Below are 14,363 nucleotides of genomic sequence, written 5' to 3'. Positions count from 1 at the left end.
ACAAACCGGACAAAGATATGAAACGTTGCTTGCAATCGTCCAACCCCCAGATTTCTAGCCTCTAGCCCACGTTGTCGGCGTACCTGCTGATTTCCGGAATCTTATACTGAATCTAAGCAACTGATGTCTGACCTGGGCTGAGTAGGAAAAAACACTAGAGTGGAAGCCGCTCACAAGGGTTTTGACACACTCTGGGCCGATTGCTGCCCGCCACGAACGGCAGAAATCGATCAGAAGCGGACATTCGCAGCGTATTAAACGCCTGTTCCGGAGAGTTGTCGTTTTGCAGCCAACACCTCTACCCACCTTCGATTACCAGCTAAGCGCCCTGCTCAGTCTTGCAGCGACTCGTGACAGCGCTGCCATGGTGTGCCAAGGCGGCTAGTAGTAGCCGATGTTCGGCGTGTTGCCGCGCCGGTTCTATCTGGCCTCGTGCAATGGTGGAATGCTGGAGAGTGCAGCCTGCAAAAAGCCTTGTCCTGCGAAGGTGTGGCCGGGCTGGAATGCCCTGCTGGCGATACTCACTGAGTAACTTCTACACCCCCTAGACCCAGCAAGGCTGAGCGCCTCTTCAAATCATAGGTAGTCTTCATAGACGCGCGTTTGATAGGTCAGGCTTTTCAACAACTGAGGATCAAACGACAGTTGGAAAAGGCTGTTTGGCAAGCGCTGCGGTGACTCGATCACGCTTGCCGATATCCGCCCTGTGTTCGCATCGCGCCAGGTCGCGCTAAGCCGATGTCCCCCTGGAACAGTTTCAACCCTCAACCACACCTGGCCACGCACGTCGCTGGCGGCGACGGCACCCTGTTGCGTCAGCAGGCGGTCCTTGTCTCGAAGCGTTAGTTGCAGCGTCGCCAGTTCGTAACCTTGGTCATTGACCTGGAAGAACGAGACCACCCTGGCCAACCAATCAGGTGAAAGTGGCCGATGTCGGATAATCGCACCAATCACGCTTGGCTCATTGAGCCAGCGGCCGGGCTCAACCAGCGCTGCGTAGCCTCCATCCAACTCAAGCGCCAAGCGTCTGGAACCTAACAGATCAGTCAGGCGAATGCCTGCCCCCAGCAGCACACTATCAGCGATCAGGGCGCTGATATCCTCCAGCGGCAACTCACCGGTGCTTGGCAAGATTCCACCCAGGCCTGCCACCAGTCCCAAAAAATCGGACTGCCACAGCTCTGGCTTTGTCTGGCGCAGGAACTGTGCATATTCGTTCACCGCCACATAAGACCCTGTCTCCTGCGCGATATAGAGCGCCAGCTGGGAACGATAATAACGGTCCACCTTGCCCACATTGGCTCGGGCGAACTCCAAGGCCATAGGATCTTCGAACAGTTTGAGGTTATCGAATGCCAGCATTTTCATAGACCAAATGTTATCTACGTCAGCGACGAGGGTGCGCGAGAACGGTAGGAAAGCACGGTCGAATTTCAGGCGCTCCAGCAACAAAACCCGCTTGTGCTGGCTCAAAGACGACTCGTTCACCAGTTGGGCAAGGGCTTTACCGGTTGGATCCTCCATCCAGGTCGGCGCGAACAGCCCACGACTTCGGGTAATGATGGTCAACGCGTCGGAGAACTGCCCGACATCCGATGAGGGATCCTGAAGGATCGCGAGTAGACGCTGCCGCTCAGCTTCCGTCAGAGACAATGAACCATTGCGCCCACCCACACGCTCACGGGCGAAACGCACCATGTAGGCGTCTAGCAGCGCTTGGGTGCGCATTGCATCAAGCGCCTTGCTTTCATCGCTATCACCGTCCTCGAAGCGCAACCACCGATCAACCTTGTTCGTGAAGGTGTTCGTCAAACTGTCGGCAAGGTTCTTGTAGCCAAAGAATGCTCCCACGGCCAATGCCAGGGTGATGAAGGTTCCGACCGCGAGTATCCACTGCTTGATGTGATGAAGAATCGACAGTGTCTTCTCAATGGCCCGCTCGGAGATCTTAGCCTCGGCATTGCCGATCTGGCTCTGGACTTCGTGGAGCAGAAGAGCGCTGGACGACTTGAGCTCTTGCAATTCCAGGTGGAGGGCCCGGTTTTGCTCAAGCGCCTCGGCACGCAGTTGCGCCGCTGCCTTATCTAGGTGCAGGGAAATGAGATCCTTGGTAGCAGACAACAGCATTCTTCCTTATATATTCGGAGCGACCAATAATTCCATATCCACCGCGTTATTGACATCCTATAACCAGCAGCAGTTATTCAGTGCCACCGGGTGAGTGAATCGCCCCGAAGTGTCTAGACACATCGAAGGGCTGCTTTTGGCCGATAGGTGCCCTTGGTCAAATGTCTTTACGGCCTGTGCAATCAAGTGACTTGCGCACAAAAAAACCACCTGTCCTAGAACAGGTGGCTCCTGGTACCAACAGAAAAAGGTGGTCTCGTTAACGAACAAACGCGACCGCGGCAAAGAGAATCGCCGTCGCGACGGAGAGCATCACGCCGATATTCATCAGGAGACTTACCCCAAACCGGGATAGCTCTGCCCGAAACTGCGCTGCGTCGGGATCGGATTTACCTGCAGAGGATAAATGCACATCAGAGTCCATGGCTTGGATAACTGCTTCGATTTGCTGCTCAGGCACGTTGATAGCCTTCAGGGCTCTATACATTGCCAGTCGATTTTTCATTAAGGCCTCCAAAAACAAAGAAAGGCCTGCCCCCAGGACGGGGGGAGGCCCGTCGTGGGTGGGATGGGGGTAGCTTGCTTCCTTCGACACTCAAGTCGACTGTCCGCGCTGCCGGAAGCGATGCGGTCATTGGGCGGATCCTGCGGAAAACCGCAGCGCCGTCTTGATGATCCTGACGGCTGGTATGCACTCGTGAAAGTGCTCCCACGGACATTTTCTGTCAATTCACAAAACGGCTACCGAGTGTTACCAGATGTTGGGTATTAGCACCGGACATTCAAGAGTTTATAGGCGTTGAACGTCCGCCCTATGCAGGACACGTCTGCCACCCTTTGTCTTTCATCACCTGCGCCGCCAAGTCTCCAGCGCCCCTAGGGCCGGCCAGGATTTCTCGCATGTTGGCAATGTGTGGCCGGCCAATTTCGCGCCATGCCGAGCGCTCTGGTGGCTTCTTGGGCGCTTCTATGCGAACGCGGGGTGCGGGCGGCATTGCAACTGGCTCGCCAGCTTGATTCTGTTTTTTGCGGCCGGCCCACAAGTGAAACTCGCCGGCCAACACACGCTTCGCTAGGGCGAAGAAATAGGCGACGACATTGCGTACTGTGCCGCTTTGGCTGCGTGCCTGTAGTTCGTCCAGCACGTCCTGGCGATGGTGTGACGGCAACCGTTTCAAAGCCATCAGCACGTCTCTTTGCTGATCTGCTTTAGCGCTGATCAGGCATGGCGGCAAGGCCAGCGGGAGTGACGATGAATCGCTTTCCTCACGCGTATGCGCGCGGTACGTACGTTCTTTTTTGTATAAATACGTCTTATACGTACGGTGTTGCTCTTGAGGTATCTGGCGGGTCTGTTTGGTCTGCTGTGTAACGGTCGATCTGTTTGCGGAAGCAGTGGGTGTGGATGTTCGATTGACCCTAGAACGCTTTCGCGATGGCGCGGAGGGCGGTGGTTCATCGTCTTTGTTCCGTTGCTCCCGAATGGCAATGGGGGGATGTTCAGGCGTCTGCTCAGAAGTCGCCAGAACGTGCTCGGCAAGATGCTTGATTTGTTTGTTTCCATGGCTGATGCAGGTAGCCATAAGCTCCTCCAGGCTGTCGTCGAGAGCACAAGCTTCATGGAAGCTTAGGGCGCGCTCATTGACCCGATACAGCACGCTTTGAACATTGCCAGTCAGGAGATCGCAATGTTGCCTTACGAAGCTGATCCATCCTGTAAGCCGCAGTACCGCTAAAGCGCGCCAAGCCGTGGCAGCGCCCGCTCGCTGCCCATAGGGAGTACACGTGAGATAGCGGCGCAGCTGTCCCATGTTCACGAGCGGACTGAGGCCATCAGCGGTGCGAAACATGCGCAGGACCTGCCAGCCATTGCGCTCCAACGGGGTAAGGCGTTGATCGAGCATGAGCGCCGTCAAGGTAGCGCTCAGAGCATCTTGGTCTTGTGAGTTCTGGTGAGTGCGTAGGTTTGCCATGAGATGACTCCGAGGTATGGGCCACGACGGCCCGTTCCTCTGCATCTCATCGCGGATCAACCTTCGTGTAATTCGACAATACGATTTGCATCACCACCGGATTTATCGCTGTTCCATATCGCCGATGACAGTCCTTCATCAGCGTATGGCGACGACTTTCCGATCACTGCTTTCGATGGTTGCTGATACCGAGAGATTGCCGGTAGCTGCTCCCTGGATGTGTTCACTCCACCACTGCATCATCGGCCGTCTGCGCTCAATGTAGTCCGCTCGGTTATAGGCGCTACGTACCTCGTCTTTATCGACGTGGGCAAGCGCAACTTCGATCAGCTCTGGGTCCCAACCCTTTTCATTGAGGATGGTGCTCGCCATTGAGCGCATTCCATGACTGACCAGGCGCCCTTCGAAGCCCATCCGTTTCAACGCCATGTTCGCGGTCTGGCTGTTGCAATGGGTGCGAGGGTTACGGTCGGCAGGAAACACGTACTCCCTGTGTCCACTGTAGGGCTTGATGGCCTCCAGGAGCGCCAAAGCTTGCTCCGTGAGCGGGATGATGTGTGTGCGACGTTTCTTCATGCGCTCCGGTGGAATCGTCCAGATCTTCTTCTTGAAGTCGATGTCAGCCCATCGGGTGGTCGCAGCTTCTGCTGGCCGAGTCATTGTGTGGAGTTGCCACTCGATGAGGCACCGGGTGGTTCTTTTGATGCTGGCGTTGGCAATCGCCACCATGAGTTCATTGAGCTCATCGGGGGGCAGTGCCGGCATGTTTTTTTTCTTTGGTTTTTTGAAGACTGATCGAATTCCGCTCAGGGGGTTGGCATGAATGAGTCCGTAGTTCACCCCGTAAGTCATGATTTCGTTGAGGCGTTGGGTCAGGCGCTTGACCGTCTCCAAGCTGCCTTTGGTCTCAAGTGGCTTAAGCAACTTGATGACCTGGGGAGCGCTGATTTCGGAAATTGGGGTCGCATGTAGATCCGGGAAGATGTGCAGTGTGAGCGAGCGCCAAATGTCTTCAGCGTAGGCGGTTGTTACGGAATCTTTCTTTAGCTCAAACCAGGCCGTCGCGACGTTTTGAAAGGTGTGCTCTGTCGCGGCCTTTTTCGCTTGGCGATCGGCATCGCGCTGCTCTTTCGGGTCCAGTCCCTGGGCGACCAATTCCCTGGCCTCAACGGTGCGTTTTCGCGCTTGAGCCAGGCTGAGCTCAGGGAATGTACCCAGTCCCATGTTGATCCGTTTTTTCGTCACGGGATGGACGTAGTTGAAATTCCATAGCCTTGAACCATTGGTTCGGACTCGCAGCTGGAGGCCGTTGCCGTCGGTCAGTATGTAGTCCTTGGCTTTGGGTTTGGCGGCTCTGATTTTCAGGTCTGAAAGGCGTGTGGCTTGGGCGCCCATGGGTACTCCAACGCTGTTTGTGTATTCCAAAATTTACCAGCCACTGGCTTGGAATACGCCTTGGAATACATTTCAAAATGGATCTGCGTGAAGGGCTATGGAGCTCGATGGCGCTGAAAGCCCCGTATTTACTGGGTTTCAGGCACAAAAAAAGACGTCCGTGGACGTCTTTAGATGATGAAATGGTGGAGCCGGGGGGATTTGAACCCCCGTCCGCCAGTACTCTGCTGTCGGTACTACATGCGTAGCCGTGTCTATTAAGTTAACCCTCAGCGACCCGACGGGCAGGGTGCTTTGGGCGAGTTGTGTAAGTTTTAGCCGCTTCGTCCACAACGTACTGCACGGCGATTCCGTTCTATATGACAATCACTTTGGGTTTACGGACATCCCCTAATGATTGCTGGACCCGAAGGTACCAGAAGCTCAGGATCTAAGGCTGCTTACGCAGCGATAGCGTACTCTTCCTGGCCGTAGGTTTCGTCATTGGCAACTATAGAAGTTGCAACAGTGGATTTACGAGTTCTGTTACCAACTCGGCATGCACCTAAAGTTTCGCAACCGGCGTCGAATCCTAAACGGCCCCGAACCTGTCGCTCCATGAGTCTGTGGGAGCGGCAGGCATGTGCAGAGTGTACGCCAATCTGTCGGCAAGGCCAACCCGGAGGTTGGCCTGCTTATCGGTCACTTGTTGGTGCCGTCGGAAGTCTTTCCGATTTCCAGAATGGTTTGCTGGGTTTCAGCAACGCAGTCGTCAATTTTGCCTGCTGCCTTGAGTGCCTTTGCCTTTGTTACGCTGGCTGTCGCACGGGCAGTGAGGTCGGCCGATGACTGGTACTGTGTTTTGGCGTTTTCGATGGTTTGGATATTGGCTTCGCACAGGTCGTCCGGCTTGTCGGCGGCGAACGAAGTGGAGGCCATCATCGAGGCAGTAACGAACAGACCTAGCAGTACAGAGCGTTTCATATGTCTCTCCTTGAACTGAGGGCCCAGGCATCGCTGGCCATCAGGACGGCTACCAATTGAGGGAAGGTCCCGCCTTGCAGGACTTGATCAGTGGACTGTGACCGTTCGCCAGGGTTCTATTTTTCTTCAGGTCACCCTGGCCTGGGTCACTCGATCCACCAGGTAGACCAGCCCGTGGTAGTCGATTGCGCCGTGTTGCGTAAGACCGATCTCACAGGTGCGGCTGGTGGAAATCCCTTCGCTGCAATGCTGCACCGCGTCCTTCAACGAGCGCAGCGAGTGGGCGTTCAGCTCTGGCGTGGTGAAGCCCTTGTCGCCGGCGAAACCGCAACAATGGATGCCTTCGGGGATGACCACGTTTTTGCTGCATTTGCGCGCCAGGTCGATCAGCGCCTGGCTTTCGCCAAGGTGCTGCGTGCTGCAGGTGACGTGCACGGCGATGGGCGCCTCCTGGGGGATGAAGTCGAGACGCTCCATCAAATGGGTACGGATAAAGCGTACCGGGTCGTACAGGTCCAGGCGCACGTCCCCCAGGTCCTGGACTAACCGCAGTGTGCAGGGGCTGGTGTCGCAGTAGATGGGGTCGAGCCCGCCGCGGCTGGCATGCAGCAAGGCTCCGATCAGTTCCTGGCGCTTGTGCTCGGCCTGTTCTGTGTAGCCTTTGGAAGCAAAGGGCTGGCCGCAGCAGAGGCTGTCCACATTGTCTGGAAAGACCACCTGATAGCCGGCCTTTTCCAGCAGGCCGCGGGTCTTGTCGTACAGCGACATCTGCTCCTTGTCCGCCGCTGTCGGGCCCATGACTCGCGACACGCAAGCCGCCAGGTACACCACTCTCGGGCGTTCGTCCGGCGCGGAGGGGCTGAAACGGATGGCCTTTTCCGGCTGCGGCATGGCGCTGGTCCATTGTGGCACCTGGCCCTTGGACAGGCGCGTCAACGAGGCCGACAGTTTCGCCAGGCGGGGGGCGCCCAGTAGCATGCGCGCACCGTTGGCGACGTGCAGGGCAAAGCGTGCGCCTTGCAGCGTGGTGGCGAAATTTCCTTCAATCCAGTTGGCGGTTTTCGTCTTTGTCGCGTCACGACTGCGCAGTTTTTTTACCAGTTCGCCGGTATTGATGCCTACCGGGCAACGTTGCGCACACAGACCCGTGGCGGCGCAGGTATCGATGCCCTGGTATTGGTAGGCACGTTCCAGTTCGGTGGTGTCCGTTCCGGCGCGTTTTTTCGCTTGGATATCCCGCCAGATGACGATGCGCTGGCGTGGGCTCAAGGTCAGGTCTTTGGACGGGCACACCGGCTCGCAGAAACCGCATTCGATGCACTTGTCCACGATTTCATCGGCGGCCGGCAGGGGCTTGAGGTGCTTGAGGTGGATCTGCGGATCTTCGCTGAGCACCACATCCGGGTTGAGGATGCCATTGGGGTCGAGCAATCGTTTGAGCTGCCACATCAACTGGTAGGCATCACTGCCCCATTCCAGCTCGACGAACGGCGCCATGTTGCGCCCGGTGCCGTGTTCGGCTTTCAGCGAGCCGCCGAATTCCACTGCCACCAAGTGCGCCACGTCATCCATGAACGCCTGGTAGCGTGCGACTTCTTCGGCGCTGTTGAAGCCTTGGGTGAAGACGAAGTGCAGATTGCCTTCCAGCGCATGTCCGAAAAGGATCGCTTCGTCGTAGTGATGTTTGTCGAACAACTCGATCAGGCGGTTTACGCCGAGGGCCAGTTGCTCCACCGGAAAGGTCACGTCTTCGATGATCACCGTGGTTCCGGTTTTACGGACCGCGCCCACGGCTGGAAAGGTGTCTTTGCGGATCGCCCAGAGCCGGGCGTTTTCCCGCGGGTCTTCGGTGAAGTCGACCTGTTTTTCCACCGGGAAGCCGGCCAGTGAAGCCATGATCCGGGCCAGTTGTTCTTGCAGTAAAGACGAGGAAGCGGCGCGGGATTCGATCAGCAAGGCGCAGGCATTGATCGACAGATGCTGTACGAAATCCGGCATGCCCGGTTTGTCCTGCACCGAGCGCAGGCTGCGGCGGTCCAGCAGTTCCACGGCCGAGACTGGCTGGCTTTTCAGCACGGTGACGGCGTTGCAGCAGGTTTCCACATCCGGGAAAACGATCAGCGCCGATGCCTTGTTCGGATGGTCGATGACGGTGTTGTAGGTCACCGCACTGATGAAGCCGAGGGTACCTTCGGAGCCCACCAACAGGTGGCTCAAGATATCCACAGGCTCGTCGAAATCCACCAGGGCATTGAGTGACAGCCCGGTGGTATTTTTCAGACGGTATTTGTGGCGAATTCGGGCGGCCAATTCGGTGTTGGCGCGGGTTTCGCGACCGAGGGTGGCCAGGCGTTCCAGCAGTTCGCCATGGCTTGTACGAAAAGCCGCCACGCTGTTGTCGTCTTCGGTGTCCAGGCGTGTGCCATCGGCCAGTACCAGGCGGATGCCGGCCAGGGTGTGATAGGTGTTCTGCGCGGTGCCGCAGCACATGCCGCTGGCGTTGTTGGCGACGATGCCGCCGATCTTGCAGGCATTGATCGACGCCGGATCAGGGCCGATCTTGCGCCCGAACGGGGCCAGCCAGGCGTTGGCCTGGGCGCCGATCACGCCGGGCTGCAAACGAATCTGCGTGCCTTGCTCGCGAATCTCGCGACCGTTCCAGTTATCCCCCAGCACAATCAGTACCGAGTCGCTGATGGCTTGGCCGGACAGGCTGGTGCCGGCGGCGCGGAACGTGACGGGGACCTGGTCCCGCTGGGCGAGTTTCAGCAGGGCAATCACTTCATCTTCGGACTCGACGCGTACCACCAGTTTCGGAATCAGCCGATAGAAACTGGCGTCGGTGCCGAAGGCCAAGGTCGACAAGGGATCGTCGAAGCGGCGTTTTTGTGGGATCAGCTGTTGGACGTCACGCAGGAAAGGGGCCGGAAGGGTCATTGGTCCTCCAGAATCAAGACCACCAGATCCTTCGGACCATGGGCGCCATAGGCCAGGACTTGTTCGATGTCGGCGGTTTTCGACGGGCCGGACACCAGCAGGGCATTGGTGGGCATGCCTTGGGCCCATTCGAATTCCTGTTGCACTTCATAAAAGTTGTCGCGGATCTCGCTGGCCTTGAGCAGGGCGAAATGCACCGGCGGCACCAGGCTCATCAGCCGTGGCTCTTCCCGCGTTGGCCAGAGAATCAGGCTGCCGGTGGCGGCGATGGCGCCGAGGGTTCCGGTGAGGCTGGCCGGGGTGTCGTTGAACAACTCGGCTTTCCATTCCTCTATGGGACGGTCGTAAGCCTTGAGGAATGGCAGGCCCGGATTGTTCGCCCAGAACTGTGCGATTTTTTTCCCGTGTGCGGTGGTCGGGGCGATGAGCAGGCTCGGCAATTGACGGTCGCGCAGCAATTGCGCGAGCAGGGCCGGCCAACCCTCCCCGGAAGTCAGGTGAATTTCGGTGTGGACCGCTTCCATCAGCTTGCGCAATTGCGGGATTCGTTCCTCGGGCGCATAGCGATAGGTTTGCGTCACCAGTTCGACATCGAAATTGTCGGCAACCGGCGTGGTGCCCGTCAGGCTTTTACGCAGCTTGGCGAGGATATTTTCCTTGGCGCTCATTGGCGGTCTCCCTGCTGGTTCAGGTGTTCGCGAGCCAGGTCATGCAATGAGCGGGCGGCGGGTTGGGGGGCGCTGTGGTTCTGGGTCCATGGGCCGAGGTTTTTCGGTGTCAGGGCGCGCAGGCGCGTGGCGAGGAACCCGAACAGCCGGTACAGCCGCGGCGAGCTGTTGAGCCAGGCCCAGGCATTCCAGATGAAACGCTCCTTGGGCGAATATTTGCTGCCCTGGCCGCGCATCACCGGGTTCGGGCTGTCCGGCGCCTTGACGTTTTCTTCCCGCAGCCGCCGCAGCAGCGCGGGGATCGGGATTTTCACCGGGCACACTTCACCGCAGGCGCCGCACAGCGAAGACGCGCTCGGGTGGTCTGGTACCTTGGCCAGGCCGACCATGTGCGGTGTGATGATTTTTCCGATAGGCCCCGGGTACACCTCGCCGTAGGCATGGCCGCCGATTCGGGTATAGACCGGGCAATGATTCATACAGGCGCCGCAGCGAATGCAGTTCAGCGTCTGGCGCAGTTCGCTGTCGGCAAACGCCTGGCTGCGGCCGTTATCGAGCAGGACGAGGTGGACTTCCTGGGGGCCGTCCAGCTCATCGGCCTTGCGTGGCCCGGAGATCATGTTGACGTAGGTCGTGATGGGCTGGCCGAGGGCGGAGCGGGTCAGCAGCGAGAGCAGTGGCACGACATCGCGCAGGTTCTCCACCACTTTTTCGATGCCGGTCACGGCGATGTGCACCGGCGGTACGGTGGTGGACATCCGTCCATTGCCTTCGTTTTCCACCAGCAGCAGCGTGCCGGTTTCGGCGACGGCGAAGTTGACGCCGGAGACGCCGACGTCGGCTTCGAAGAATTTCTGCCGCAATACCTTGCGGCCGATCTGAATGAGTTGGTCGACGTCCTTGGTGTACTCCACGCCGAGTTTGTCGTGGAACAAGGACGCGACCTGACCGGCATTCTTGTGGATCGCCGGCATAATGATGTGTGAAGGCTTCTCGTGGTCGAGCTGGACGATGTATTCCCCCATGTCGGATTCGAGACATTCAATGTCCCGAGCCTCGAGGAAATGGTTCATCTCCATCTCTTCGCTGACCATCGATTTGCCCTTGATCACTTGCCGCGCCTCGTGAGCGCGGATGATCGAGAGGACGATGCCGTTGGCGTCGTCCACCGTCTCCGCCCAGTGCACGTTCACACCGTTGCGGGTCAGGTTGGTTTCAAGTCGCTCGAGCAGGTCGGGCAGCTTGGATAACGCACGGGCGCGGACGGCATTGCCCAGCACCCGCAGGTGTTCTCGTTCGTGGGCATCGCTGAAGGACGCTGCCCGCTTGGTCATCAGTGAATCCATCGCGCTGCGAAAGTTGTTTCGCAGTTGCGTGTCGTCCAGGGCCTTGTGGGCCCGGGCGCGAAAATCTTCCTGCGCCTGAATCGGTACTTCAACGGTCGGGATCAGCGTCGGCGTGCTCATGCGGCACCTCCGGTACGCTGCCAGAGGAAGCTCGCCAGGTGCTTGCCGCGCAACGCCTCCTGCTGTTTTTCCAACGCACCGTTGATGTTCATCAAGCAACCGCAGTCGGCGCTGACGACCTGATGTGCGCCGGATTCCTTCAGCGCCCGGGTCTTGTCGGCCACCATCGCGCCGGAAATATCCGGCATGCGGACGCTGAACGTCCCACCAAACCCACAGCACTCGCTTTCGTGGCTGTGTTCGACTCGCTCCACGTTACGTAACTGCGCCAACAATGCGCGGCCGTGCAAGTGGGTGTTCATCTCACGCCGTGCCGAGCAAGACGTATGCAGCGCGACCTTCACCGGCTCGCCGCTGTCGTTCAACTGCACCTTGCAGACCAGCAGCAGGAACTCGGCCAGTTCATAGGTCCGGGCCGCCAGGGCCTGCACCTGTTTGAGGGTTTCCGGCTCGTCCTTGAACAGGTCGGCGTAATGCTCGCGCAACATGCCGGCGCAGGACCCCGAGGGCACCACCACCGGATAGTCTTCGGCAAACAGGGCCAGTTGCGCCCGTGCCACCGTGCGCGCCTGCTCGGTGTATCCCGAGGTGTAGGCCGGTTGTCCGCAGCAACTTTGCCCTTGCGGGTAGTCCACCCGGATCCCTTCGCGTTCCAGCAGATGAATCGCATCCATCCCGGCTTCGGGATAGAACAGGTCCACCACGCACGTGCCGAACAGGTAGACCCGACGCGGCTTCTCGCTGGGGTACTGCCGAGGCTTGGCCAAGGGCGGGGCGACACGGGTCGCGTTCGGTACGGCGTTGTAAAAAAGCTCGCTCATCAGGCGTGTCTCCGGGTGGTCCCGGTTATCCGTCCGCTGAGGCTGCTGAATATAGCCAGGAAATCTTTCAGCAGCCTTGCAGACCCGGTTGTGAATAGCAGACGCCGAATCACGGTTCGGCGTCGGTTTTTCCAGTATTGCGTGTAGGACTCAATGAACCAGCATGCCGGTGAACCAGTAGGCCTGGGCCAACGTGATCAAGCCGACAATCGTTGCAAAGAATAGGCTGTGTTTGAGGGTGAAACGGAACAGATCCGATTCCTTGCCCACCAGCCCGGTCGCGGCGCAGGCCACCGCGATCGATTGTGGCGAAATCATCTTGCCGGTCACGCCGCCGCTGGTGTTGGCCGCGACGAGCAGGGTGTCGTTGACGCCGATCTGGTGCGCGGTGGTGGCTTGCAACGAGCTGAACAGCGCGTTGGATGAGGTATCGGAACCGGTCAGGAACACGCCCAGCCAACCCAGGAACGGCGAGAAGAACGGGAACGCCGCGCCCGTGCCGGCCAACACCAGGGCCATGGTCGACGACATGCCCGAGTAGTTGGTGACGAAGGCGAAGGCCAGCACCATGCCGATGGACAGGATCGGCCAGCGCAGCTCGAACAGCGTCTCTTTAAAAGTGGTAAGACCAGTTTTGATATTGATCTTCAGCACCAGCATCGAGATCAGTGCGGAGAAGAAAATCGCCGTGCCGGTGGCGGAAATCGGATCAAGCTTGAACACAGCCGGGATGGCGGTGGGGTTGATCACGATGGGCGCGACCTTGATCACCATCTGGTCCAGGTGTGGGATGGCGAAGTTGAACACCCAGCCGTACATCGAGCCGCCCGCGGCGAACATGGCCTTGAACGGCTTGAGGGTCCAGATCGTGACCAGCACGGTCAGGATCAGGAACGGCGACCAGGCCTTGATGATTTCCCCAAGGCTGTAGGGCGAAGCCACAGTGCTGCGCGGCTGGCCGAAACCGCCGACGCTGGCGGTGACCGTTGCGCTGGAAGTCGCGCCGGCAATCTGGGCGCCGGCGGTGCGCTTGGGCTGCCAGACTTTCAGGAACAGGGTCAGGGAAATCAGGCTGGCCAGGGCCGAGGTGATGTCCGGCAGTTCCGGGCCGATGAAGTTGGAGGTGAAGTACTGGGTGATGGCGAAGCTCAAGCCGGCCACCAGCGCTGCTGGCCAGGTTTCCCGCACGCCGCGCAGGCCGTCCATCATGAACACCAGCCAGAACGGCACGAACAGCGACAACAGGGGCAGTTGACGACCGGTCATGGCGCCGATCTTGAAGGCATCGATCCCCGTGACCTGGCCAGCCACGATGATCGGAATGCCCAGGGCGCCGAACGCCACCGGGGCCGTGTTGGCGATCAGGCACAGGCCCGCGGCGTACAGGGGGTTGAAGCCCAGGCCGACCAGCAGCGCGGCGGTGATCGCCACGGGTGCACCGAAGCCGGCGGCACCTTCCAGGAACGCGCCGAAGCAGAAACCGATCAACAGCACTTGCAGGCGCTGGTCATCGGTAATCGACAGCACCGAGCTGCGAATCACCTCGAACTGGCCGCTCTTGACGGTCAGTTTGTAGAGAAACACCGCGGCGACGATGATCCAGGCGATGGGCCACAGGCCATAGGCAAAGCCATAGCCGGCAGCGGCGAAGGCCATGTCGGCGGGCATGTTGAACGCGAAAATCGCCACGACAATCGCCAGGGCCAAGGTGATGCTGCCGGCCACGTGCCCCTTGAGGCGAAACACCGCCAAGGCCAGGAAGAAAAATACGATGGGGATAACGGCTGCGAGTGCGGACAAGCCGAGGCTGCCGAGCGGGCTGTAGAGCTGTTGCCAGGTTTGCATCATGGGTGGGCCCCTAATTGTTGTTGGTCAGGCACTGGTCAGCGGTTTTGGATAATTGGTAATACCAATTTACAATCGCTGTTGGCTAGGGTAAAAGCCTTGGTTGTCGTGTGTCAATTTGCCGCCCTGAAACTTTCGTCGAATAAGCGGTGCAGAGGGCATCTGATC

10 protein-coding genes and 1 other RNA gene are annotated in these 14,363 nt (G+C 58.8%); all 11 read right to left on the bottom strand.

Annotated elements, in window-relative coordinates; genetic code table 11:
- Nucleotides 1-576: 576 nt before the first annotated feature.
- The 11 genes from BM321_RS22520 to BM321_RS22470 all read right to left on the bottom strand — a co-directional run bounded on the left by BM321_RS22520 (nt 577) and on the right by BM321_RS22470 (nt 14,195).
- The gene (locus BM321_RS22520) at nt 577-2,121 is read right to left on the bottom strand and encodes a hypothetical protein (protein ID WP_139230527.1); all 1,545 of its coding nucleotides are present in this window, start codon (nt 2,119-2,121) and stop codon (nt 577-579) included.
- 265 nt (nt 2,122-2,386) lie between these two features.
- On the bottom strand, nt 2,387-2,632 hold the full coding sequence (locus BM321_RS22515) for a hypothetical protein (protein ID WP_092444829.1): 246 nt from the start codon (nt 2,630-2,632) through the stop codon (nt 2,387-2,389).
- 307 nt (nt 2,633-2,939) lie between these two features.
- Entirely contained in the window at nt 2,940-4,100 is a 1,161-nt protein-coding gene (locus tag BM321_RS22510; protein WP_092444827.1) for an STY4528 family pathogenicity island replication protein, read from the bottom strand.
- 138 nt (nt 4,101-4,238) lie between these two features.
- Entirely contained in the window at nt 4,239-5,495 is a 1,257-nt protein-coding gene (locus BM321_RS22505) for an integrase domain-containing protein (RefSeq protein WP_092444825.1), read from the bottom strand.
- 183 nt (nt 5,496-5,678) lie between these two features.
- Nucleotides 5,679-6,078, bottom strand: a transfer-messenger RNA (tmRNA) gene (ssrA, locus tag BM321_RS22500).
- 98 nt (nt 6,079-6,176) lie between these two features.
- A complete protein-coding gene (locus BM321_RS22495) occupies nt 6,177-6,458 on the bottom strand; it encodes a hypothetical protein (protein WP_092444823.1) in 282 nt (93 codons plus the stop codon).
- Nucleotides 6,459-6,584: 126 nt separating this feature from the next.
- Complete coding sequence (locus tag BM321_RS22490; RefSeq protein ID WP_092444821.1) at nt 6,585-9,395, bottom strand: FAD-binding and (Fe-S)-binding domain-containing protein; 2,811 nt, start codon at nt 9,393-9,395, stop codon at nt 6,585-6,587.
- Nucleotides 9,392-10,063, bottom strand: coding sequence for a LutC/YkgG family protein (locus tag BM321_RS22485; protein ID WP_092444819.1), 672 nt, complete (start codon nt 10,061-10,063; stop codon nt 9,392-9,394). Before BM321_RS22485 ends, BM321_RS22490 begins: the two co-directional genes overlap by 4 nt.
- Nucleotides 10,060-11,529, bottom strand: coding sequence for a LutB/LldF family L-lactate oxidation iron-sulfur protein (locus tag BM321_RS22480; protein WP_092444817.1), 1,470 nt, complete (start codon nt 11,527-11,529; stop codon nt 10,060-10,062). Before BM321_RS22480 ends, BM321_RS22485 begins: the two co-directional genes overlap by 4 nt.
- Complete coding sequence (locus BM321_RS22475) at nt 11,526-12,350, bottom strand: (Fe-S)-binding protein (RefSeq protein WP_092444815.1); 825 nt, start codon at nt 12,348-12,350, stop codon at nt 11,526-11,528. Before BM321_RS22475 ends, BM321_RS22480 begins: the two co-directional genes overlap by 4 nt.
- 150 nt (nt 12,351-12,500) lie before the next feature.
- Complete coding sequence (locus tag BM321_RS22470) at nt 12,501-14,195, bottom strand: lactate permease LctP family transporter (RefSeq protein WP_092444866.1); 1,695 nt, start codon at nt 14,193-14,195, stop codon at nt 12,501-12,503.
- Nucleotides 14,196-14,363 lie beyond the last annotated feature (168 nt).

It is taken from the genome of Pseudomonas sp. NFIX10 (genome assembly GCF_900111955.1).
GTDB lineage: Bacteria > Pseudomonadota > Gammaproteobacteria > Pseudomonadales > Pseudomonadaceae > Aquipseudomonas > Aquipseudomonas fluorescens_AA.
The sequence above is the reverse complement of the archived record's forward strand: the minus strand, read 5'-3'. Positions and strand labels throughout refer to the sequence as shown.

Coding starts and splice junctions, on each gene's coding strand:
- BM321_RS22515 (WP_092444829.1), bottom strand. CDS start 2,632: ATGAAAAATCGACTGGCAATGTATAGAGCCCTGAAGGCTATCAACGTG.
- BM321_RS22510 (WP_092444827.1), bottom strand. CDS start 4,100: ATGGCAAACCTACGCACTCACCAGAACTCACAAGACCAAGATGCTCTG.
- BM321_RS22505 (WP_092444825.1), bottom strand. CDS start 5,495: ATGGGCGCCCAAGCCACACGCCTTTCAGACCTGAAAATCAGAGCCGCC.
- BM321_RS22495 (WP_092444823.1), bottom strand. CDS start 6,458: ATGAAACGCTCTGTACTGCTAGGTCTGTTCGTTACTGCCTCGATGATG.
- BM321_RS22490 (WP_092444821.1), bottom strand. CDS start 9,395: ATGACCCTTCCGGCCCCTTTCCTGCGTGACGTCCAACAGCTGATCCCA.
- BM321_RS22485 (WP_092444819.1), bottom strand. CDS start 10,063: ATGAGCGCCAAGGAAAATATCCTCGCCAAGCTGCGTAAAAGCCTGACG.
- BM321_RS22480 (WP_092444817.1), bottom strand. CDS start 11,529: ATGAGCACGCCGACGCTGATCCCGACCGTTGAAGTACCGATTCAGGCG.
- BM321_RS22475 (WP_092444815.1), bottom strand. CDS start 12,350: ATGAGCGAGCTTTTTTACAACGCCGTACCGAACGCGACCCGTGTCGCC.
- BM321_RS22470 (WP_092444866.1), bottom strand. CDS start 14,195: ATGCAAACCTGGCAACAGCTCTACAGCCCGCTCGGCAGCCTCGGCTTG.